At 46.5% G+C, this 24,565-nt stretch carries 14 protein-coding genes; 7 read left to right on the forward strand and 7 right to left on the reverse strand.

Going from position 1 to position 24,565, the window contains the following annotated elements; all coding sequences use genetic code 11:
- Positions 1–81 precede the first annotated feature (81 nt).
- The 4 genes from rbfA (at position 82) to AAC052_RS19370 (ending at position 5,030) form a co-directional block, all read left to right on the forward strand.
- Entirely contained in the window at positions 82–462 is a 381-nt protein-coding gene (gene rbfA / locus AAC052_RS19355; RefSeq protein ID WP_339815114.1) for a 30S ribosome-binding factor RbfA, read from the forward strand.
- 12 nt (positions 463–474) lie between these two features.
- A complete protein-coding gene (locus AAC052_RS19360) occupies positions 475–1,698 on the forward strand; it encodes an FtsX-like permease family protein (RefSeq protein WP_339815115.1) in 1,224 nt (407 codons plus the stop codon).
- Between the two features lie 197 nt (positions 1,699–1,895).
- Positions 1,896–4,841 (forward strand): SNF2-related protein, encoded by a 2,946-nt coding sequence (locus tag AAC052_RS19365; RefSeq protein WP_317488818.1) that lies wholly within the window; start codon positions 1,896–1,898, stop codon positions 4,839–4,841.
- A gap of 12 nt (positions 4,842–4,853) precedes the next feature.
- The gene (locus AAC052_RS19370; protein WP_317488819.1) at positions 4,854–5,030 is read left to right on the forward strand and encodes a hypothetical protein; all 177 of its coding nucleotides are present in this window, start codon (positions 4,854–4,856) and stop codon (positions 5,028–5,030) included.
- A gap of 56 nt (positions 5,031–5,086) precedes the next feature.
- Here AAC052_RS19370 and AAC052_RS19375 read toward each other — a convergent pair whose 3' ends face one another.
- Complete coding sequence (locus AAC052_RS19375) at positions 5,087–5,590, reverse strand: hypothetical protein (RefSeq protein ID WP_339815116.1); 504 nt, start codon at positions 5,588–5,590, stop codon at positions 5,087–5,089.
- A gap of 21 nt (positions 5,591–5,611) precedes the next feature.
- Positions 5,612–6,187 (reverse strand): sigma-70 family RNA polymerase sigma factor, encoded by a 576-nt coding sequence (locus AAC052_RS19380; RefSeq protein ID WP_339815117.1) that lies wholly within the window; start codon positions 6,185–6,187, stop codon positions 5,612–5,614.
- 114 nt (positions 6,188–6,301) lie between these two features.
- On the opposite strand from AAC052_RS19380, the gene AAC052_RS19385 reads away from it, so the two are divergent.
- The gene (locus AAC052_RS19385) at positions 6,302–6,628 is read left to right on the forward strand and encodes a DUF6249 domain-containing protein (protein WP_317488822.1); all 327 of its coding nucleotides are present in this window, start codon (positions 6,302–6,304) and stop codon (positions 6,626–6,628) included.
- Between the two features lie 3 nt (positions 6,629–6,631).
- On the opposite strand, the gene AAC052_RS19390 is transcribed toward AAC052_RS19385, so the two are convergent.
- Entirely contained in the window at positions 6,632–7,558 is a 927-nt protein-coding gene (locus tag AAC052_RS19390; RefSeq protein WP_339815118.1) for a carbon-nitrogen hydrolase family protein, read from the reverse strand.
- Between the two features lie 10 nt (positions 7,559–7,568).
- On the reverse strand, positions 7,569–8,285 hold the full coding sequence (locus AAC052_RS19395) for a hypothetical protein (protein WP_317488824.1): 717 nt from the start codon (positions 8,283–8,285) through the stop codon (positions 7,569–7,571).
- A gap of 231 nt (positions 8,286–8,516) precedes the next feature.
- Between AAC052_RS19395 and AAC052_RS19400 the strand changes: the two genes are divergently transcribed.
- Complete coding sequence (locus tag AAC052_RS19400; protein WP_339815119.1) at positions 8,517–11,411, forward strand: PAS domain S-box protein; 2,895 nt, start codon at positions 8,517–8,519, stop codon at positions 11,409–11,411.
- Between the two features lie 95 nt (positions 11,412–11,506).
- Here AAC052_RS19400 and AAC052_RS19405 read toward each other — a convergent pair whose 3' ends face one another.
- The gene (locus AAC052_RS19405; protein WP_339815120.1) at positions 11,507–20,590 is read right to left on the reverse strand and encodes an FG-GAP-like repeat-containing protein; all 9,084 of its coding nucleotides are present in this window, start codon (positions 20,588–20,590) and stop codon (positions 11,507–11,509) included.
- 239 nt (positions 20,591–20,829) lie between these two features.
- Here AAC052_RS19405 and AAC052_RS19410 point away from each other — a divergent pair, with 239 nt between their 5' ends.
- Complete coding sequence (locus AAC052_RS19410) at positions 20,830–23,223, forward strand: ABC transporter permease (RefSeq protein ID WP_339815121.1); 2,394 nt, start codon at positions 20,830–20,832, stop codon at positions 23,221–23,223.
- A 5-nt stretch (positions 23,224–23,228) separates the two neighbouring features.
- Here the strand turns inward: AAC052_RS19410 and AAC052_RS19415 are convergent, their stop codons facing one another.
- Entirely contained in the window at positions 23,229–23,807 is a 579-nt protein-coding gene (locus AAC052_RS19415; RefSeq protein WP_317488828.1) for a Uma2 family endonuclease, read from the reverse strand.
- Between the two features lie 52 nt (positions 23,808–23,859).
- A complete protein-coding gene (locus AAC052_RS19420; RefSeq protein ID WP_339815122.1) occupies positions 23,860–24,564 on the reverse strand; it encodes a sulfite exporter TauE/SafE family protein in 705 nt (234 codons plus the stop codon).
- Position 24,565: the final 1 nt, after the last annotated feature.

Below are 24,565 nucleotides of genomic sequence, written 5' to 3' on the forward strand. Positions count from 1 at the left end.
TTTTCTCAAGGTTATTGTCTTGCCACGAAAATACGTGTTATAACGCCGATTGTGCAAAATAATGCGGATATTTGCCATCTTATGGAGAGCACCAGACAACAAAAATACGCCCGCTTAATACAGAAAGAATTAGGGGAAATTTTCCAGCGTGACACAAAACACATGTTTGGAAAGGCCTTTATCACCATTACGCTGGTGAAAATGAGCCCAGACCTCGGCTTTGCCAAAGTGTACCTCAGTATATTCATGGCAGAGGACAGAAACGAAATGCTGACACAGATCAACGAACGCAAGAGCCAGGTTCGGAAGCTGCTTGGGCAACGGATCGGCAAGCAGGTAAGAATAATTCCTGAAATTGCTTTCTTTATTGATGACACTGAGGATCATGCTCACAAGATGGATAGTTTGATCAACAGCCTTGAGATTCCACCGGCGGACGAAACTGACGATACAGAAGATTAACGAACTACTACTTTGAATCTACCTCTATTCATCGCCAGGAAGTATTTCGTCACCAAGAAAAAGAAGAATTTCATCAATATCATCTCCATTATTTCTATGGTGGGGGTGGCCGTTGGCACCATGGCATTGATCATCGGTCTGTCATTTTTCAATGGGCTGGAGCATATTCTCAGAAACCTGTACGGCACATTCGACTCGCAGATAAAAGTAGAGGCTTCAAAGGGGAAAAGTTTTGTAGCCAACAAAAGCCTGATTGATTCAATAGCGGCCGTTCCGGGTGTGTCGATAGTATCGGAAGTAATCGAAGACTTTGTGCTCATTTCCTACAACGACACCGACATGGTGGCCAAAATAAAGGGTGTTAGCGACAATTTCATTAGTAACCACCGCTTTGATGAGCACCTTGTTCAGGGCGAGCTCCTGCTTAAAAAAGACAACGCTCCAAGGGCTATCATTGGTCGTGGTCTTCAGTACACTCTTTCTATTTCAGCCAACAACGAATTTCTGGCATTACAGCTTCATTATCCAAAAAATGTAAACCCGGGTTCGTTAAGCCCATCCAGCTATTTCAATAAGCAAAGCATTATGCCAGGTGGCTTTTTTGCGATTGAGAAGCAGTACGACGAGACATACATCTTCGTTCCGCTAGATTTCGCTGTTACCCTAACAGAGTTTGGCAACAAGAGAACAAGCCTGGAGCTGCAACTGCAGGAGGGTTTCACGCCAGAAGGTGTGAAGCCGGCTTTACAAAAACTACTTGGTGGCCAATTCAAAATCCAAACTTCAGAAGAGCAACACTCCGATCTGTTTAAAATACTGAAGTGGGAGAAACTTTTCGTTTTTCTCACCTTCTCGTTTATTGTGGCCATCGCCTCATTTAATATCTTCTTCTCGCTTTCCATGCTTGCCCTTGAAAAGAAAAGAGATGTGGCGATCCTCTATGCGCTTGGTGCCACAGATAAGCTTATCAGGAGAATCTTCGTGTCGGAAGGTGCACTGATCGGACTTATCGGTGCCTCTATCGGCCTCGTGCTGGGCCTTACTTTAAGCTATCTTCAGCAGCAGTTTGGAGTTGTTTCTTTGGGTATGCAAAGCTCTATTGTAGACGCCTATCCTGTGCTCATCGATCCCCTGGACGTTGCCGTTACTGCAGTGCTTTCTATCCTGGTCACCTTGCTTGCCTCCTACAGACCCGCCTACCTGGCCAGCAAATCAAAGTTTATCGCTGACTTGTGAACCCATCAGCGGTTCATTTTTGCCGTATATAAAATGAATCGCTCTCGGGTGCTTCACGAATAAGGCTATCAATGTTTTAGTTTTCAACTGATTGGGGAAACTTCGTTGATTTTAGAGTCAAACAGATTACAGAATTTTGATGCTTATTTGACCGATAATGGTTAGTTTTCAGGTTTGAAAATTTTTTGAATCTATTAATGAACGTTTCACCAGCAAAACCATTCAAATTAATTTATTCTCTGTTCCAGCACGAGTACCTCGGCTATTTGGCGGAATCGTTCGTGGTACAAGTAGATGAAAAAGGCAGGCTTTCTTTGGCTTCTCAAAATATTTCCTTCAAGAACGCACAGGAGTTTGCTTCCGGGCTGGACGAAGTCGATTACGAACTCATAAAGACGATGGACTCGATGCAGCAGGATGCGGTGGTGAGTCACTTTCATAAAAAAAAGATCAAGCCGGCTGAATTCTTTTTGAAAACCTACGACACCGAAAAAGGAAACAAGCTACTACAGCAGGAAATTGAGCAGTACCTGGAAAGAAGGAGAGGAAAACTACTGCCCTTGATGGTGAACAAGGAGGTGTACGAAATGGGGCGAGATGGTGACCCTGCCTGGAAAAAGCTGGAATGGCAGGACGAACCGGCAACTGTTCTCTTCCACTTTAGGCGGAATGAGGACAACACCCACTATTTCCCAACATTAAAATTGAACGGCGAAAAGCTTGAATTCAACAACAAGGGGGCCTACATCGTAAGTAAAAAGCCTGCCTGGATGGTGATGGACAATATGCTGTTCACCTTCAAAAAAGAAGTAGATGGTCACAAACTGCTCCCGTTCTTAAACAAAAAGTTTATTGTGATCCCCAAGTCGGTGGAGGATACTTACTACAGGAAATTCGTCGCTCCTCTCGTTGCAGCTTTTGACGTATATGCCAAAGGCTTTACCATCAACACTGTTAGCTTCCCTCCAAAGGCTGTCATCACTTTTTCTGAACTTGCGTCAACAAAAGAGTTATCACTCTTTTCCGACGAGGGCAATGTGGCTGTGGCAGGTGATCCCAACGATGAAAAAATGCTTTTTGAGCTCGTCTTTCAATACGGCCCGTACAAATTCAAAGCTGAAAATCTGACAGAAGTGAGTGTGTCGGTAGAGCAAAACGGAGACGATTACACATTTCACAGGGTCAACCGTGACCTGACAAGAGAACGGGAAATTATCGCCCTATTGAAAGAGTCGGGGCTGGAGTTGAAGCATGCAAAGGCCACCCTGAACAAAGGGGAAGCGTTCAGTTGGATGTCCTTTACCGCCCCAAAGCTGGCAGAGCTTGGAGTCAAGCTCCAGCAAAACCAAAAGGGAGACAAGCGGTACTTTATCGGTACTTCACAAATCTCGATTGAGGTAAGAGAAAACATTGACTGGTTCGACATTTTTGCCACGGTCCGGTTCGGGGAGTTTGAAATACCGTTTCAAACCATCAGAAAGCATATCATTCGGAAGCAAAGGGAAATCAGGCTCCCCAATGGGGAAATCGCCGTTATCCCCGAAGCCTGGTTTACGGAATATTCAGAGCTTTTCAATTTTGCCGAAGATGGCAAAGCTGACGGAAGTGCCGTTTCACTCAAAAAACATCACCTGGCGCTGGTTAAGGAGTTGAGCAATAGCGACCTGGCTACCGTTACACTCAGCAGAAAACTGGAGAAGTTGCGGGGCTTTGAGGAGATCGAGGACTTCCCGGCCCCATTGCATTTTAAGGGCACGTTAAGACCCTACCAGAAAGCTGGGTTCAATTGGCTAAGGTTCCTCAACAGCTACAACTTTGGCGGCTGCCTGGCAGACGACATGGGCCTGGGCAAAACCGTGCAGACGCTCGCAATGCTTCAAGCCGTGAAAGAAGAACAAAACGGCAACACCGGCACCAGCTTGCTTGTCATGCCCACATCGCTTATCTACAACTGGGAAAAAGAAGCAATAAAGTTTACTCCCGGCCTCAAAGTGCTGAACTACACAGGCACACAAAGAGAGAAAGATGTAACCAAATTTGCTGACTACGACCTGGTGCTCACCAGCTACGGCATCGTGCGGCTTGACATCGACTTGCTGGAAAAGTTTTACTTCAACTACATTATACTTGATGAGTCTCAAGCCATTAAGAACCCTTCTTCCAACATTGCCAAGTCGGTGAAGAAACTTCGATCGAAGCACAAACTTATTCTGACGGGAACACCAGTCGAAAACACTACGCTGGACTTGTGGTCGCAAATGAGCTTTATCAACCCCGGACTTTTGGGAAATCAGGCATTTTTCAAAAATGAGTTCCTTAACCCTATTGAAAAAAAGAACGACGAAAAGAAGGTTCAGAAGCTTTACGCCATTATAAAACCGTTTATTCTGCGGAGGAAGAAAAACCAGGTGGCTACTGAGCTGCCTGAGAAAGTTGAAAACGTTCAGTATTGCACCATGACTGCCATGCAGGAAGAGGAGTATGAAACAGCCAAGTCACTGTTCAGAAACAAAATCATGGATCAGATAGAAACGGATGGCGTCAACAAGTCGCACATGATTTTGCTACAGGGCCTGACAAAGCTCCGGCAGATAGCCAACCACCCCAAGCTCGTTGATCCCGACTATGGTGGCGACTCAGGAAAGATGGAGGACGTGACCCACATGCTGGCAACAGCGGTAGGCAAAGACCATAAAATTTTGGTTTTTAGTCAATTCGTGAAACATTTGGCTTTGCTGGAAAATTACCTGAAAGAAAACAGAATTACCTATTGTTATCTCGATGGATCAACGAAGGATCGACAAGCGCAAGTCGAGAAGTTTCAAAATGATCCATCTATTCAGGTGTTTCTGATTTCCCTAAAAGCTGGCGGGCTGGGCCTCAACCTAACAAAGGCCGATTATGTGTTCCTCCTCGACCCCTGGTGGAACCCGGCCGTGGAGGCACAGGCTGTGGACAGAGCGCACAGAATTGGGCAGGAAAACAAGGTTTTTACCTACAAATTCATCACGAAGAACACTGTGGAGGAGAAAATATTGGCGCTTCAGCAGTCGAAAATGAAGCTGGCTACGGAATTAATTAGCACCGAAGAGAGTTTTGTAAAAAATCTTTCGAAAGAAGATATCCAGAATCTATTAACCTAAAAACCACTAGTAATGACTGATCAGGAAAAAACCGCCGTTGAAGGCGAAATCGCAACACTGGAAGGCAAGCTTACCGGCGACATGTTTCAGGACATGGAGATCAGGGATAAAATCCACAACCTCAAAATGACACTTGAAGGAGTTCGCCCGAGCAACTCTGAGTTTGAGTGCGTGGGCTGTGGGAGCTAATGAATGCTCTTCGGTAATATTTTCTGACCTGCCCCTCCGCAACCGGCAGCTCGAAGCTAAAAGAGAGACGGCAGGTTAGGTTTGAATTTCCCACCTAGTAATTTATCTGCCACCAGCAACACAGCAATGGCCGTGGCAATCACCACGAGCTGAATCAGCGCTGGATTGTCGATTACTTCGAGCATAGGAGCAAAGTCGAACGCTGGGAGTTCAGGAAGGTAATCGGGCTTTACAGATGGGCTCTGTACCGTTTCCTGAAATAAAGGCAGTATGCTCAGTACAGCAGCGAACATAGCTGCAAAAATCCCCAGTGCCATCCAAAGAAGGCGATTGCTTTTACTGGCCCTGGCCTTTCCGGCCTCTATCCTATTCATGATGCCATCGGTGAAAAATACATCATCGAGCTCCATCATGTTATGCCTGGCCATGAGCTTGTCGGCATTTTGCATGCTTATCAACTGCTTTTGCAAAACGTTGTCCTTGCTTATTTGCTTTTCCAGCTCTTTCCTCTCAGCGGCTGGAAGTTTATTTTCTAAATAGTCGAATAATCTTTTTTCCATGTTTTCCATTGCCTTTTCTTTTTAGGTCAATGAGGTTATTTCCTCCTGCAAGCACTTGCCCAACCATTCGGCCAGCTTTTTTCGTGCCCTGAAAATTTTTACTTTAACATTGTTGGGGGCAAACCCAGTAATTTTTTCTATCTCCTCCAGCGTCAGTTCCTGAAAGTAATATAGTGTAATCAAAAACGCATCATCCTCAGGCAGCCGTTCAATCGCCTTATTGATCCAGGCCCTCCTTTCCTTTTGCGACAACAGTTCACTGGAGTTCATGCCGTCCGCATCCAAAACGCCAGAAGCCTTCTCAATATCTGTTTCAGGTAGTCTCTTTTTTCTCTTTTTACTTATAGCAGTGTTAAAAACAATTCTATAAAGCCATGTGCTGAATTTAGCGTCTCCTTTGAACGATGAAATATTGTTGTAGGCCTTGATAAAAGAGTCCTGTGCCACCTCCTGAGCATCTTCATGTGAGCACACCACCCTGAGGGCAAGCGTGTAAACATAGCTTTTGTGCCTGTCTACCAAATGGCGAAAGTAGGCAGACTCGCCCTTTTTGATAAAGGTGATTAGCTCCTCTTCTGTATAACTAGTTTCTGACACCACCCCTATGACGCATCTTTGAGTACAGAAGTTACCGAAAAAAATAATAAGTTTTCATTTGTAACCGCTGCAAAGAGTGGGGCGTCATAGGGGCAAATCAAAACTTAAAATAATATGCACGGACCGGAAGTATTAATCCCATTAGCGTTGTTTACCTCCATTGCTATCACCATTATCTTTTGGAGGAAGTTTCTAAACGACGAGCGACTAGCCGCCATTGAAAAAGGCGCCGACCCCAATATTTTCAGAGGGAAGTCAACCAATAGCATTGCGCTTAAATTTGGGCTGTTGTTTATTGGTGTAGGCTGCGGAATTTTATTTGGGGGGCTTATTGAAGGCTTCTTCAGAGACGAAGAGGTAGCCTATTTTTCCATGATTTTTATCTTTGGAGGAGCCGGGCTTTTTATCTCACACAAAATGGAGCAGAAGGAGAACCAATAGTATCTATTGGTTCCTTTTCTTGTTTACCTTGAAGTCGAAAACGTCTTCTCGTTTGTAATGACCCGTTACATCAAGGGTCATTTTTTCCTTTATAGCCTCACGCAAGGGCAACTCTACCTCAATCGTAGTTTCCAAATCGAAAATAGGCTCCCGCATGTAAAATCCATCAGGCCCCACCACACAACTCCCACCTTTCAGGAGCAAGCTTTCGGGGTTGGCTTTTAATTCTTCGGGAAGCTCAAAGGCTGCGGGAATGTCTTTGACTCTCAGTATCTGCCCAACGGCCAGCACAAAACACCGGCCCTCAAAAGCGTATTGACGGCTGGCTACCTGGTGCATTTCGTGTACCGTGGGCCACAACGCAATGTGAACCAGCTCGCATGTTTCGTGCATGGCTTGTCTGGTAAGTGGCATCCAATGCTCCCAGCAAATGAGCCCGCCTACTCTTGCACCGGCCACTTCAGCTGACCGCAATCCGTTTCCATCACCGACGCCATAGATCAATTTTTCCGTGAAAGTCGGCATCAGCTTTCGGTGGTGCACAACCAGCTCACCCGCCGGGCTAATAATAGCCATTGAATTATACAACGTTCCATTGGCGCTTCCGCTGCCGGTTTTCTCATTGATTCCGATACATATAGCTATACCGAGGTCGGACGCAGCCTGTTGTAAAACAGTCATTTCAGGCCCGTCGATCACTATCGCATTTTCATGGGTTTTTGCGAAGACCTCTTTTGTTGGCTCGTGGTTCCACAGTGCAGCACCCGGGCAATAGTCGAGCCAGGCTGGGTAGCCGCTTAGCCAGCTTTCGCCAAAAACGGCCAACACATTTCCACCGCTGGCCGCCTCCCTTATAAGCACAAGCGCTTTTTCCAAACTCCGCTTCTTGTCAAGATACTCGGGGGCGTGTTGAATAATGGCTACTTTCATTTGACCGCTGTCAGTTAAAAAAGCTATCGTTGAGGGGGTAGCCCAAAAGCACCTCGTCGTAGATCAGATCGGCACTGCCATCTTCCGTGTCCATCACAAACACCGCTGGTACTTTCACGCCCCCGAGGTCCATGTATCTGAGGTATTTGATTTCCTGCACGTCTTTTTTTGACGACTTTGACACACTGATAATTCTTTCGAGCACTATTTCGTAGGTTCCTTTATCAACTAAAAACTCCAATTGTGATTCTTCGGTGTCAGTTACGAGCTTGTAAAATTCCCTGTTATTCCATTTTTCGGCGGACAAACTGAATTGGCCATTTCCTGCCTCCCGCAAAGGCGACGTTGACCTTAGCATCCAAAACAGGTCGAATGATTCCTTTCCCTCCAACTCCGTAGTAACACCACCCTGCCTGCTGACAGCCCTTCCATTGGCATAGGTGTCCGTCCACTTGACTCTACCCTGTGTCCACTCAATCTTTATCTTATCCGGAAACTTAAGGTAGGCCACAAAGGTGACCGGCTCCATGGTGAGCGGGACGTAGCGACCCTTGATGCAAGCCGTGCGAAGCTGCTGAAGACTTGCCTCCCCGATCATACCAAAATGTTTTTCAACTACCTGATTTTGTGCGAAAAGCGCAGTCTGGACAAGGAAAATCAAGGTCAATACAAACCCCGCCACAACAGGCCCGGAAAGATTTTCATGCGCAAAAAGAAGTTTTCTCATAGTTATATGTCAAAAGTAGCAAAAACCAAACATTTCATCCTATTACTTAGATCATATAAAATATTGAATTAATCCAATTATAGGCGCTGATAGTGACCATTTGACCGCATAGAAGGGTTGCTTTTCGATTGAATTGTAGAAAAAAACATACATGTAAGGGGCGGTGGCAGCTTCCGAAAATTGAGAGACTGCTACCCGTTACTTTTGGATTATACTTTACTCTCTCTGGTTATGCTAGTTGAAATTTTAAACGGTTACGAGAAAAAAGGCCCGATGGCTGCGAAGGATTCAAAGGCCTTTGTAACCACCAATATTATCAATTACTTTTTTGGCGCCATTAACACCTTTGTAGCCCTGACACTGTTTCTTTCAGGCAACAACGACCCAGCTTTTACTTTCTTTCTGATCAGCCTGATCCACCTTTCTCTTACGTTTTACACTAATCTGAAGGGAAGAATATGGAAAAGATACACTTCGCTATTCAATGCCAATCTCTTTGCAATACTTATCGGCTACGCATTCGAAGATATCCTGATTGTTCAAATTCTTTTCTTCGTCCTGCTCATCGGGATTTCTTCCCTCTTATTTGGTAATAAACAGAGAAACTCCCTGATTCTTTGGTTCTCTGTTCCCTTTTTACTGCTAACGACCACCGCCCTTCAAGCCGTTGTCAGCGACATCACTCTTGCCCACCTGCCCGTCAGGATTGTGCTCACAACACTGGGAATATTTGCCATTGCCTTCGGACTTGGGTCAACAATTTTAAAAGTTCGTCAGGTACAAACCGTGTTGGATGCCTTGCTTAGGTCATCTTCAAAGGAAAAAAACCCTTTTTCCAGCCTTTCGACCAGCAGCCTTAAGCTGATCAAGAACAATATCACGGAGCAAGAAAACATCTACAAACTGTTAGCTACACATTCAAAAGATATTATCCTGCTTTGTTCAATGCGGGGAGATATCACCTACGTTTCGCCTGCAGTAGAGGCCATATTAGGTTACCAACCCTCTGAAGTAATAGGTACAAACATCAAGCTGTTTATAGACCCCAGTGCCAAAGGATTGGCTACTGAAGGTACCAACATCGACTTCTCGGTAAGAACCAAAACTGGCAACTACGTTTGGCTGGAAGCGGCTATACAGAAGATATCTGACGAAAAAGGAGCGCATATTCAAACCCAGGCCATTCTTAGAGACGTGACCGAGCAAAAGTGGCTGAACGAAGTACTTAAGCAAACGACACAGCTGGCACACATTGGTGGCTGGGAGACCGACGTAGTGTCGGGAAGAAGTACATATACAGACAGTTTGGCCGAGCTGCTAGGGTTCAAAAGCGGCGAAATTCCCGGCATGCCTGAAATACTGAAATTGTTCACGAAAGAGTCAGCCGAAAAAATTGCTAAAGCCTATAGCAACGTGTACCACAAAAATATCAGTTTCGATATTGAGGCCCAGCTCACCGTTGCAGGGCATGCCACCAAATGGGCTAGAATAGTCGCTGAGCCCAAATTAGAAAACGGCCGTTTACATAAAGTCATCGGCAGCCTAATCGATATTACCGAAAGGAAGAGAAACGAAGAAGCACTTAAAGAGCTTGCTATGGTGGCTCAATATTCGAGCTCCGGCACCATTATAAGCGACAAGAATGGGCTAGTGGAATGGGTCAACGAAGCATTCATTACAATGACAGGATACAGCCTGGAGGAAATGAAAGGAAAAAGGCCAGCAGAAGTTCTCCAGGGTCCGGAATCCGATGCCCAGGTTAGAAAAGCCATGAACGAGGCGCTCGACTCCGGTGCAAGCTTCAGAGGAGAAATCATCAAATACAACAAGCGAGGCGAAGCGTATTGGGTAGAAATACAGATAAACCCTGTATTCAGCGAAAATGGTGAGCTGATAAAATTCATATCAATCGAAAATAATGTGAGCGAGAGAAAAGCTGCTGAAACCAAACTCCTGGAAGCAAAGAAAAATGCTGAAGAGGGGTCAATGGCCAAAGAGCAGTTTCTGTCGACTATGACGCACGAAATACGGACACCGCTCAATGCTGTAATTGGCATGAGCAAGATCCTTATGGATGAGGGTCCTCGCAAAGACCAGGTGGAGCTTCTTCAAACGCTCCACTACTCTGCGGAAAACTTACTCACGCTGATTAATGACATCCTTGATTTTTCAAAAATATCAACGGAGAACATCCAGTTCGAAAACATCCCCTTCAAGTTCAATGAAGGAGTGGCCAAGGCGGTGCATTCAATGAAATTCAAAGTGCAGGAACGGGGAAACACTATCGAGTTCGAGGGCGATACGAAGCTTCCGACGCTGCTTGAAGGTGACCTGCACAGAATTGTTCAGGTGCTCAATAACCTCATTGGCAATGCCACCAAGTTCACTGAAAACGGCCAAATAAAGGTAGCCACCAGGCTACTGCGCCAGGAAAGTAACAAGCTTTGGATACGGTTCTCTGTAGCCGACAATGGCATCGGGCTGAGCAAAGACAAGCTCCAGCTCATTTTTGAGAAGTTCAGCCAGGCAGATGCCTCCACGTCACGAAAGTATGGTGGAACGGGCCTTGGCCTGGCCATCTGCAAGATGATTGTAGAGCAGCAGGGCGGCAAAATATGGGTTGAGAGTAAGAACAATCAAGGCTCTACCTTCTACTTCGATATCCCACTAAAAACGACAAATCAATCAATTAAAAACGACCAGCATATGACCCACCTACTCGAATCTTTGGAAGAAATCCGTGTTCTTACGGTTGACGACAACCAAATCAATCAATTGGTCCTAGATCGCTTTCTGAAAAAATGGAACGTCACTTTCAAGCAGGCAAGCGACGGCAAGGAAGCCATTGAGCTAGCTAACCGGGAGAAGTTTGACATTATTCTTATGGATCTTGAAATGCCGGTTATTGATGGCTACCATGCTAGCCACGAAATCAGGGGAACAAGTAATTTCAATTGTGATACACCGATAATTGCCCTAACTGCCTCCACAAGAAAAGAAGTTGAAGGCAGGGTATATGCAGCTGGAATGAATGACGTGATGATGAAGCCATTTAATCCGGCCCATTTGCATCAATTGCTAATGGACTATACCATGCCCGTCCGGACTTTGCATCATGTGGCATAACAAGCAAGGCCACGCTGTGTGGCCTTGCTTGTTAATTATGTCTCATAGAAACCTATGCCTTTTCAGCATGCAAACAGGTAAAGTCGATCACTTTTCTATTTTTTCTGAATCCTCCATGTCTCGGTGAAGCTTCCAGCTTCATCAGAAATAACCAGAATATACATTCCCGGTGTAAGTCCAGATATATCCATTGCTGTTCTTTGAGGCCCTTGGCTATATGGAAGGGCATGTAACATCAGCTCTCTACCGGTCATATCCGTCACCCTCATGTTAAGGCTTTCAACCTTTCTTCTTACGAAATAGTCGAGATTGATGATGTCATCGCCTGGGTTAGGATACACGTTGAGATCACGAAGGAATGGAGCTGCAATCCCTTTTACGGATACTTTGTCAACTACAATTCCTTCGGGGGTCACAAGTGCAGCCACCGAAATCTCGTTGAAATCCGTCTGTGTGCCTAGTGTCAGCAGAATATCAGAACTCTGATCCATTGGAACACCCGGGTACTGAATATTGATCAAATATGTATCGTCAGTCAGTGTGCCAAAACTAAAATTCCCTTCTTCATCTGTCACAGTATACGCTACAAAATCATAGTCGAACTCATTGCCCTTTGCCCTGAATCGCTGGCGGCTCAAGCTTACCCCAGCCCCGGCCACACGCTTTCTGTCAAGAATTCGAGCTTCCTCATCCGGAATCGTATTGTCAGGTAAATCCGATTCAAGTGACCCGCCAATCACACCATCACCGTTTAGGGGTGGAGGGGTGCCTAACAGAGAAATGGCTAAGCCAGTAACCGTATTCCTTACTCTTAATGTATCCGCTTGTACCCAGTCTATAGTGCTTGAATAATAGGTTTGCAGAGCGTCGGGGAACAACTCTAAATCCGGCTTGGCAATAATGATGTAATCACCAAGCACAATTTTTTCAGCTATAAACGCCCCTTCAGGCGACACTTGTGCTGCTGCGATGGAGTCGTAGGGGCCGTCTTTGATTTTGTATACAATAGCGACGCCGCTGGTCAATGGGCTTTGATCGAAAGCTGAATTTATCGAACCAGAGATCGTTGTTGTGGCCAGCACGTTCTGATTTCTGTTTCGAATGCTAAAATCAGGCACTTTCGGGCTCTTCACCTCGACAAAATATGACCCCATTTTATCGTAGTTAACATTGTCGATAATGTGGAATCGCTTTGTTGCACCTTCAATAGGCTGGTCGTTAAAGTACCACTGATAGCTGTTGGTAAGACCGCTGACCTCAATCGCAACCTTGTGAGCCTGCCCGACAGGGACACTGTCGTATCGGGTTTCACCAAACCTCCGTTGCGGACTGAATAAGAACTTCTCTCCAAGGGCAGCCAGGTTTGTCTCAATGCTGACAAAACCAAGCCTGTTGCGAGTCATATCCACTGCGGTCAGGCTATCCAATCGTTTCAGGTTGGGAAGGAATCTTATTTGGTTATCAATTGCCGGGTCGAACGAAGGAGCAGAGTTAGAAAGATTAATTACGGCTAGCTCGCCAATGTCTCTGATGGCAGCAGGCATAGGACCAACCATGCGGTTGTTTGGCAAATCAAGCTGGCTCACTCGTCCATTCTTAAGCGTTATCCCGCCCCAGGTAGATAAGTCTCCTTGCAGCCAGTTGGCCTTGTTTATCCAGTTAGGCCCGTTGGTTCCCTCATAGATTGCCACCAGGGCTAAACTGTCTCTTTTACGGGAGGAAATCTTCAAAACATATTCATCTGTGTCCAGTATTAAATCAGGTACCGAGGCATTGGCAACACGAGAGAAGTATGTTCCTTCATCTATTTCGCCTGCACTTGCAATGAAGTAGTCCTGTTCAACTGCCCCAGCAATCGCCACATCATCTTTGAACCACTGATAGCTGTTCGTGGATCCGCCCATTTCTAACTCAAACAAAAAAGCGTCTCCAGCACTATGCAATGTGTCGAGTGGGAGCCCAAATCTTCCTTGCGGGCTGTACACAAAGCCATTCACAGCCAGATTTGGCTCTATGGATCCAAAGCCAACCTTGTTATTTGAGATATTTAGCGTGTCGAGACTGGCCAACCCAGTGAGGTTTGGCACGAACGTGAATTGGTTCTGCTGCAAAATAAGAATCTGCAAGCTGTCCATGGTAGCAACTCCTGCTGGCACCGAACCTTCAAGCTGATTGTCGAAGAGGTAGAGCGACTTCAAGCTTTTAAGCTTGGCAATCGAGTCGGTCAATGCACCAGTGAGCTTGTTCTGATGCAGATACAGCGCCTCCAGGGCGGCCATATTACCAATTTCTGCTGGTATCGATCCATCAAACTGATTAGCATCAAGCGCAAGAACCTTCAGTTTATTGAGGTTCCCAATCGTAGGTGGTATTATTCCTTCCAATTGGTTGCCCATCACTCCAAAAATAGATTCCAGTTTGGTGAGGTTGCCAATTGATGCTGGCAGACCACCTATTAGCTGATTTCGCCCCAAATCAAGTGCGCTGAGTGACTGAAGCAGACCGATGTCATCCGGAATCTCGCCGCCTATTCGGTTGTCATTCAGGTACAGCATTTCGAGCCTTTTCATCCCCGTAATGCTTGAAGGAATGGATCCGGTCAATTGGTTGGCTCCCAGGTTCAATATGCGCAGAGAATCCATGGCAAATAGCTCGGCGGGCAGCTCCCCTATCAAATTGTTTCCGGGAAGATCGATTTCTACTACTCTGCCATTAGAGGTCTTTATGCCATGCCAGAAACCAACCGGCAAAGCCGACTTCCAATTGGTTTTGTTCGTCCAGGTATCGCCACCGGTAGTGTCATACAACTTAACTATAGCCGCCCGATCCGTTGAGTCCATTTGGCTGGCCGTCTTGAAAAAGCGCAAATTAAGCCAATCACCACTTGCGGTTTTGTACTCCATCCACAATGTATCGGGCGCATAAACAACGGAGGACACAGACGCCAAAATTCCGGTAGGGTCTGTAAGGGAGGATTTTGATGCCACGTTGCATACTCTGCTAAGTGTGTCAATAACCGCCGCCGAGCCGAAATACTTCTTGTAGTAGCCGCCCGTTAATCCATTAACGATGTAGGTGCCGGGCGCTGTGGAATAAATGGCGGCATAAGACTCCTCGCTTGGTATAATGACCCCGTCTCTTTTTCTTGCACCATACTTCACCAGATAATCTCCATCCGATAAAGGAAGTGCCCCACAGGACATTGTAACATTCACGGCAGCTGACACGGCAGACTGGCTCACACTTTGTCCGTAGGCAATTACCCTCACATTGTAAACACTGTCAGGCAAAAGGTTTTTTACGAGCACCTGTGATGTGTCGGAGGGTACCACCTTGACATTTGAAAAAGCAGTTGCGCTTAAAAGCTTGGCCTGCACGAGGTACGAAGAGGCATCAACTACTGGCGTCCACTCGATATAGGCAGACGTGTTGTTTGCGGCAACAGCCCTGCTGATAGCAGGAGCCAGTGGCGTAGCCGACTGACCGTGCATGCTGAAGAATAGATCCCTTTCTTCAACTCCTTCAAATTTTGCTGACCCAATTTGTGCATTAAAATGCACCCCGCCTGCCACAACAGCCGCATTATGATAGGCTGAGTAATTCATTGCCCAGGAATATAGCTCTCCCTCACCGGCATCTGCCCATTTAATAGTGCCATTGGTATCAAAAGAAGCAAGGTATAAAAGGCCTCCATTGACAACCGGGCCTCCAAACTGTGTCGGTTCAATATCCATTGCACCTGCCACAAAAAAGCCTGTGGGGTCTGAGGCTATTTTATACGGGTAGTCACTTCCTTGTGGCGTTCCAAAAGTTTTCCCCCATATGCCCGCACCTGTGCTGCCGCTCAACTTCGCAATCAAGTTTAATTGCCCATTTTGGCTTACAGTTATCGTGTCTATCGAAATCGAGCTGCTTTTGGGGAAGGCCAACACCAACACATCTCCATTTGCATCAAGGGCAATGTCCCTGGCCTCATCGTCGCCTGTACCACCTATAGATCGAAGCCATTGTATGTTTCCTGCGAGGTCGTAGTGAGCTACAAAAAGGTCTGTTCCACCAATGCCCGTGGCAGGAAGTCCGCCAAAAGTCCAGTCGTTGTTGTATTTCCCCAGAACATATACTCCGGCATTATTGACTTTTACTCTTTGGAACTGGTTAACAAAGGATGTTTGAGCGGAGACCAAAGCCCCTTGCAAAGCCAGCAGTGGTGCCCCGTTGGCGTCATATTTCAATAGCGCATGACCTCCTCCGTTTAAGGTTGTGGCCCCATGAGTAAGACTACCGTTGAAATAGCCCGCCACAAAAACATTTCCAACCGAATCGACGGCGACTGACAGTCCCCCGGAATCGCCACTTCCGCCGGCCGGCTTGGCCCAAATAACGTCGCCGTTTGCCGCATTGAGCTTAATGGTTATCATGTCCGTATGGCCCAGAGCAGGGAGCGAATCTGCCCCAATGGCCATCGCACCATTATAATAACCCGTCACATACACACTTCCCTGTCCATCAATCTGAACTCCCTCTAAAATATCGGTTCCAGTGCTGCCGAAACTTTTTGCCCAAACTGGGCTGCCTAGCGAATCAAGTTTGACAGCCAAAAGGTCATGTGCTCCTTTGCTGGTGACTTGCAGAGCTCCAAATGTGGTAGTGTCTGTGGCATAACCAACCAAATAGGAAGAACCCGATGCGTCAGTGACTACATCAAGAAAGTTTTCCCTGCCCCGTCCCTTAAAAAACTTCGTATTGTCCCAGGAATCGGCCAAAGAATTCGAAAACGTAAATACTTCTTCAGTATAGGTATAGTCGGAATATACACCTTGCAGAGATCTCAACCGGTAGTAATAGGTCTGTCCCGAGGCTACTGATGCATCGGAATAGGTTAGCACCGAATCAGGCAAGGATGCTATCTGGCTATATGGACCAATGAAATCATCTGCTCTTTCCAAACTATAACTTGCTATACCCGGAACGGCGGCCCACTTTGCGCTCACCGGCCCATTGAAGGTGGCAAATGCCTGAAAGGCACCAGGCGCTGCCGGAATCGGCAAACCAGAGTCGTTATGAAAAACCAAAAACCCATTTCTATTGCCCTTGTCTGTTAAGTCAGTGACACCAAAGCGCTGAGTATATTCGAAAGAGCCTGTCATTAGGATCCCCTGATCAACAGGCGAATATTCCAGCCCCCAGGGGAGACCGAACGAGCCTTCTGATTTATCTACCCACCGCACAGCACCATCGGTTCCGTAGGAAGCTATGAAAAGCTTTCCATTGCCGAGAGTGGAAGCGTCAAAGTTGGTAGCACCGTACCCCATGGTGCCTGCTATGAATGCGCTGTTTCCGTCTGTAGTCAAGCTATATGGTGTGTCGTTTTCATTGGCCGTGCCAGCACTTTTACCCCACAGCACCGTTCCATCCGAGCCATTGACCTTAGCCAGATAAATATCATATCCCGTTCCGGAATTAGTAACACTTACAGCGTCGACAGTAGCCGTGCCTCCATCAAAGTCTCCCGTCCAAAAAACATTACCGGCAGCATCAACAACCACCTCGTTGCCAAAGACTTCTCCCGGCCCAGCCATGGTTTTTACCCATTTGAGAGAGCCGTCGGTCCCATAGTTAATCAGCACCGCATCTCTAAGTGCATTGGGAGTGATGGGCGTGCCCTCAAAAGACCACTGGCCGTCTACTTCACCGGTAACATAAACATTACTACCGCTAACTGCCACCGAGTTAAAAGTGTTGACAAATCGGGTATTGCCCACAAGTGTACCAAAACGTGCAAAAATTTTACTGCCGTCGGGGCCCACTTTAAACAGAGCCGCTCCTCCTCCTCCTCCGCTAAAAGTAGTGGCGCCAAATGTGAAGTCGCCGTTATAGTAACCTGCCAGGTAGGCGTTCCCGGCGGCATCAGTAGCAATTTTGTTTACGGTAGCATCTCCGGGAGCGCCCAGGGTTGTGATCCACGTAACCGTTCCATCCGGCGAAAGGCGGGCAACGTAGCCATCCTGTGCGCCACCAACCGGCGCCGGTGCCGTCTGGCTGTCCACCGTAAAGGCCCCACGATGGTAACCCCCTACATAAACACTTCCTCCAGGACCGATAGCCACATCTACGGCAAGATCCACCGCTGGGCTTCCAAATGTTTTTATCCAATCGATGGTTTTGGTACTATTCACTTTAATGACAATGGCATCGTTGGCGCCGTTGGAGTAAATACTGTCTCCATTCAAAAACAAAGTGCCCGCAAAATTACCAGCCAGATAGGTGTTGCCCAGGCTATCGACTGCCATATCAAGAAGGGTTAGCCGACCCGGGGTTGTGAACTCCTGTTGGATATTCCAGGTGTCGGGCAGGCCGGTGGTGAAAGTGGCTGTAAAAACGGACGGCGAATATGCAGATACGGTAAGTCCGTTTTCATGCTTGAGCCGATAATAATATACAGTGTTGGCAAACAGCCCAACATCTGAATAACTAGATATCGTGTCACTAAGTATACCAACTGTCAGAAAAGGGCCTGCATCACTGGTAGCACGTTCCAAATAGAGAGAGCCCCCATTGGCAAATTGGTAAGGTGTCCATTTCAGTTCAATGCTATTTTCCGACTTGGTACCGGCCAATAGCCCCTTTGGTACAGTGCTATTTTCGGTCACGGTCAAAACTTGATTAATCCCCGGATTTAGAATTACGTCGGTATTGCCTGAAGGCCAGTCCACAGTGACAGAGGTAATTGCTGTTTGTGCTCCGAGACCAAATTTGGTGATCATCGAGTTTGATACAGCAAATCCAGATCCAGATTTCACCGTACTGATACGAGACCCTGCCCCAGAAACTAGTGTTATTTTCGCTCCGATTCCTTGTCGGTTGGATGCCACGCCATTCAGCTTTACCTTCGTCCAGTTATTTGCATTAGTAACATTTGTATACGCCCTTGGTATGTCTTCAATATGCACGAATGCATCGTCATTTGTGCTTGAAAAATTCACAAGATCAGTAAAACCATCATTGTTGAAGTCGGAAACAGAAAGGCTACCAAATGTATATGCAGAGTAAAAGCTTTGTTGCAATGGCGTGACCAGGGTAAAATTACCAAGGCCGTCATTCAGATATACCTGTTGTTCATTGCTTGACTGTATCACCATTAGATCAAGGTCGCCATCATTGTCAATGTCTTCAAGGGCGGAAGTTCGCCCAATAATTTCTGTTCCGGTTCTCGTCAGGTCGTCTGAAGATGCGAAGTTCCCGGCACCATCATTGATAAAAAAAGTAGTTTGGGATCCTGGATTCTGGCTTAACTGCACTAAATCAACAAATCCATCATTGTTGATGTCGCCCCATGAATGGCCTCTGGTGCTGGTTATTGCTTCTGTTACTAGTGGGTTTGTCGTATTTTGTGTGAAAGTTCCGTCTCCATTGTTCCGGAAATAATATCTGCCAGCTGTTTCCGAAAGAAACAAATCAAGAAAACCGTCGCTATCAATATCGATCCAGGAAATTGTTCCCAAAGATCCTAATAGCAAATTGAATGCACCCGGCACCTCCGAAAAGGTTAAATCCCCATTGTTTTTAAAAAGTGTCACAGGACTTGACACATTAGAGCTACCAAACACTGCAAGGTCAATAAAACCATCGTTGTCGTAGTCTCCAAAGGCCCCACTTTCAATGTTGTCAAGATTGGTGACTACAGGCAGGGGCACCGACGTGAATGTATTGTCAGCATTGTTTACATATATAACCGAAGTGGCTGGCACCGGAGCCCCTATCCTGTAGCCTAGGTCAGGTACAAACAGGTCAGGGTATCCATCATTGTCGATATCGCCCCAGGTGGCGCTTCTCACATCTGCCAAATCCGTCGTTATAGCGCCCGCCGACATGGAGGTGAACGTGCCGTCTCCATTGTTCTGGTATAGTTTGTTTACAGACCCCGGGCCGCCGATGTCAAGAGTTCCTATAAATAAGTCCTCATCCCCATCCTGATCAAAATCCGCCCACGCCTGGCCGTAAACAACTCCTGATACGGTTTCACCAAAAATGGAATTGGTGTTATCAATCTGAAACAAAGATTCATTGGCCAACATCGCCTCTCTGGGTTGAGATACCAAAGTCAATAAAGTCAAAGTGGGGTGGTTAGCCAGCAAAGTGTACGTACCGGTGTCAAGCACTGTGAAGGAGGGGATGTTAAGAGCAGTGGCTACTTGACCACCAACGTCCACAGCATTTTTTTGCCATTGATAAGTTACGCCAGTGCCTGCAACGGCAGGAAAAGAGAGTGTTAGCGGCTCAGTGGTTCTCAACAATAACTCTGTCGGGTTAAGTGCGCCAAATGCCTTTTGTGGCGCATAAGTGAAACTTGCTATCGAAGTATGAGGCTCAAGTTCAAGGAATTGAAAATTGTTGTCGCTAACATCCAAAGTAGCCAGTGATACTATACCGGACAAATCAGGTAAGTTCGTGAGTGAATTGCCTTGCAGATAGAGGGCGGTGAGTGAAGTAAGGTTAACCAATGACGCCGGCACATCTCCTGAAAACTGGTTATTATTCAGCCATAAAGTGCCCAAATTCACCAAGTTCCCTATTTCAGTTGGGATCGTTCCCGAAAACTGGTTGGGAGCCAGATCTAAATAGGTCAAATTGGTTAAGTTACCAATCGACGTTGGCAGTGGCCCTGACAACTGGTTATTCCAAAGCTGGAAATCGACCAAAGCTGTGAGGTTGCCAATTTCTGTAGGTAGCGCACCCGTCAGTTGGTTACCTCCGAGGTTTAATGAGGCCAATGAAGTAAGGTTGCCTATTTCGACAGGAATGTTGCCATTTATTGAGTTAGAACTAAGGTCAAGGTTTGAAAGGTTTGCAAGGGTTCCAATTGAAAAGGGAAGAGTTCCTATCAAATTATTTGAAGGCAAGGAGATAGAGGTTACTCTGTTGAAACCTGTGACTCCGTCAAAGGCTGTGGTGACACCTTGCCATGTTCCTATGCTCGCCGATGTTTCCCAATTGGTAGCCGATGTCCAGGTTGCCCCACCCAGCGTGGCATATAGCTCTCTTATCACCAGTGAGTCTGGCTCATAGGTTGCCTGAGCCTTGACATGCGACGGTTTGGAAATCAGCAAAAAGAAAAAAACTACAGTTGCTACTGCCAGAAAGGCATACTTCGTCTTGGGAGTGTTTGGTTTGGTTGGCATAATACTCAGGCTAGCGCTAATACAATTTAAGATATTGTAACAATAAAAACTATTTACCACAAAGCCATCGAAAGTTTGACTGATGGGGCAAATTGTGTACACAGTCGAACAGCTAATTGACTCATAAGCGTACAATTAAACAATACTCCTAATTGAGTATTTTTATAAAGCGCTGTTAACCAGAAAGATATGCAAACAGGTACGTAACTTGTTGCTGGTTTTATATAAATTTTCTCTTTATGCTAAGAAGTTATGTAGTTGTAGCCATAAGAAATTTGCGTCGCCAGGGCTTTTATAGCTTCATCAATATTTTTGGTTTAACAGCCGGCGTGCTTTCCAGTCTGTTTCTTTTGCTCTACATAAAGGATGAACTAAGCTTTGATGCCTTCCACAAAAACGCTGATCAAATATACCGTGTAGGCATGCACGCCTCCATTCAGGATACCAAGGTGGACATCTGCCAGGCCATGTCACCGATTGGGCCTACCATGAAGACAGATTTTCCCGAGGTTGAAAATTTTGTCCGTATCAACTACCCCGGAAGAGAACTGGTGACCAAAGAAGACCAGCAGTTTTATGAGGAGAAGTTCTATTTCGCCGATTCCTCTTTCTTCAGCGTTTTTAGCTTTCAGCTGGTAACAGGTGATCCAAGAAAGGCGCTCGTTGCCCCAAATTCTATCGTATTAACGGAAAGTATAGCAAAGAAATACTTCGGTGAGGACGATCCCCTGGGCAAAGTGATTAAAACCGGCTCGGAAGAATGGCAAAGAATCGTAACGGGCGTAATGAAAGATGCCCCAGTCAATTCTCACTTTCGACCCAAGGCACTCATCTCTTATAGCAGCCTGCCTGCACAAGGCCCATCAGCGTGGGGCAATATCAACGACTGGGTATACCTTCAATTAGCTACCGGCACAGATCCAAAAATAGTCGAAGCAAGGTCTCCAGCGTTTATGGAAAAATATACAGGAGAGCTGTTTCGACAGTTCAATGCAAAGGCCGATTTTTACCTTGAACCGCTCCTCAGTATTCACCTTTATTCAAAAAACGAGGGGCAAATCGAGCCTGGAGGAGACATCACCTATATCTATGTTTTCTCTATCGTAGCTATTTTCATACTGCTTATTGCCTCCATTAACTATATGAACCTGGCCACTGCACGGGGCACCATGCGGGCCAAAGAAGTGGGCATCAGAAAAGTGCTTGGCTCTTATCGCAAGCAACTCATGATCCAGTTCACTGTAGAAGCCATAGTGGTGACACTTCTTTCTGTCGTGTTAAGCGTTGTTTTAGCATTCTTCCTTCTGCCCTATTTTAATGATCTTGCTGACAAAGCAATCACCCGAGATTTCTACAAGGATCCCATTATTTTGCTTGCTTTGAGCGGGGTTTTGGTGTTTTTAGGTTTGGTGTCGGGAAGCTACCCGGCTTTCTACCTGTCCAGGTTCCAGTCGGCGCAGGTACTAAAGGGCAGGGCCTCCTCCAAATCGGGTAATCCGGCACTCAGGAAAGCTCTGGTGGTCTTCCAGTTTTCCATTTCGATCATTATGGTGATATGCACCTGGGTGGTATACGACCAGCTCAACTTTATGAAAGAGAAGAACCTGGGCTTCAACAAGGATCAGGTCATCCGTATTCCGCTGGAAGGGCAAGAAGCACGCAAAAAACTCGATGTGCTAAAACAGGCGCTTTTGACTAACCCGGACATTTACAGTGTAGGGTCTGGATGGGCTACTCCTGGAGGTGATTTCAACCTGAACGGCATATTTGTGGAAATGGAGCAGGGAGGTTTTACGGAAAAGGGGTTTATGAGCTGTCAGGTGGATGCTGGCTACCTCCCAACGCTTGAAATAGAAGTGGTAGAGGGGCGCAATTTTTCCGAAGGTACAAAGAGCGATACTTCCAACGCTGTGATAGTGAACCAGGAGCTGGCCCGGGAAATGGGCTGGACGGAGCCTATAGGCAAGCGGTTCAAGGTAATGACTGGTGACGGCCTGCAAACCCGGGAAGTAAAAGTGGTAGGCGTTATTAAGAACTTTCACCAGAGAGCTCTTCAGGAGCCTATCATGCCCATGATTATTCACAACAGCATCCAAAACGGTATTTTGCTGGTGAGGATCAACACGGCCAACACTGGCGATGTGCTAGGCTTTATCGACAAAACATGGAAAGATATTATTACCAACAGGCCACTGCAGTATTCCTTTCTTGAGCAGGATTTCTACGAGAAATACCAGGCAGATGAGTCGAAAGGTCAGGTTTTTGCCACGTTCTCCATTTTTACCATTGTCATTGCCTGCATGGGCTTGTTTGGCCTTGCGTCGTACACGGCAGAGCAAAGGAAAAAGGAAATCGGCCTGAGAAAAGTGATCGGTGCCTCGGTTTCGAGCATCATGCTATTGATTTCGAAGGACTTTTTGAAGCTGGTTGGCGTTTCTATTTTGATCGCCTTCCCTATCGCCTATTATGCCATGAGCAATTGGCTTCAGGAGTTTGAATTCAGGATCAGCCCCAGCCCAATCACTTTTATTTCTTCGGCTGGCCTCATTCTGATTGTCACGCTGCTTACAGTCGGTTACCACAGCCTGGTAGCGGCTACGGGGAATCCGGTGGCCTCATTGAAAGACCAGTGAGGCTCTTAAAATATCTTTGTCAGATTCAGGCTGAAGCCTGGCAGCACCATTTCACCATCAAGAACCTTGTTGAATGGAGTTTCAATCATTCCTTCAGAGCGATAAATGTATGTCGCCCTCTTTGCGGAGTCGATCAACCAGCCAAGACGACAACCATTGCTTTGATACTCTTCCATTTTCTTGTGTAGCTCGGAAAGCCGATCAGAAGGAGACATCAGTTCAATGATAAAATCGGGGCAAATTGGCGGAAACCTTTCTTGCTCTGCAAGTGAAAGTGCCTCCCATCTGGCTTTTGCAACCCATGATGCATCGGGGGAACGAATGGCTGCGTTTGGCAGCGTGAATCCGGTAGACGAATCAAACGTGTATCCAAGGTTGGTTTGCTCATTCCACGCATCAAGCCTCGCACCAATGCGCATTCCCTTATTACCAATAAAGCCCCCGCTTGGTGTCATAATGATAATTCTTTTATCAAAAGTTCGCTCAAACTTCAAGTCTCTGTTTTGCTGGCAAAACAGATAAAACTCCTCCTCAGTAAAGGAGTCAAGTACTTTATCCGGAAATTTGAGTTCGAAAGAGTCCATTTCTTGCCTTTTACTCAAAGATAGTAAATCTGCAGATATGCTTGTAGAAGTATCAGGGAGTCGTACAGATTGTAATGCCAGCAAAAGGACTGCTGCCAGATGCCCCCGGGATATATTCAATGCGAAGATTGAGCCCACGCCAAATGAGCAACAGGCCCAGACAGGCTATAAAAATGGGAGCCAGCTTTCTTATGTTCAGCCAGCTGAGATGATTGGCAAATGTGCTGCCATAGGAAATGGCCAACAACAGGGGCCAGGTGCCCAGGCCAAAGAAGATCATGTAAAGGCTGCTCTGAAAATAGTCGGCCATGGAGAGTGAACCGGCTATGGCAATGTAGACCATGCCACAGGGCAGAAGGCCGTTCAATCCGCCGAGCCAAAGTTGGCGAAACGGGCTATGGGAGGCCACAGCTCTACCGATCCATTTTCTCACGCCGCCTGATAGCCATCCGCTGGTTTTTGTACTAAGGTAGTGACTGTGAAATCGGGAAGAAATCAGGGGAAATATCACTGACGCAAGCAGCCCAACGCCTAACAGGAGAGAAAACCACTTTTGCAAACCTGCGAGTCGGGCGGCAAAGCCAAGGCCACCCAGTATAAGGCCCAGCAAAGCGTAGGAAAGAATTCTACCCGTGTGGTAGGTGATTTTTCCATAGCCGCTACCTCCTTTGTGAAGGGCAAAAACAAGCGGGCCACACATGCCTGCACAGTGTAGGCTGCCAAATAGTCCAAGCACAAAAGCTGACCAGAGCGGCATA

Origin of the sequence: uncultured Imperialibacter sp. (assembly GCF_963974565.1) — a bacterium.
Classification (GTDB): domain Bacteria; phylum Bacteroidota; class Bacteroidia; order Cytophagales; family Cyclobacteriaceae; genus Imperialibacter; species Imperialibacter roseus.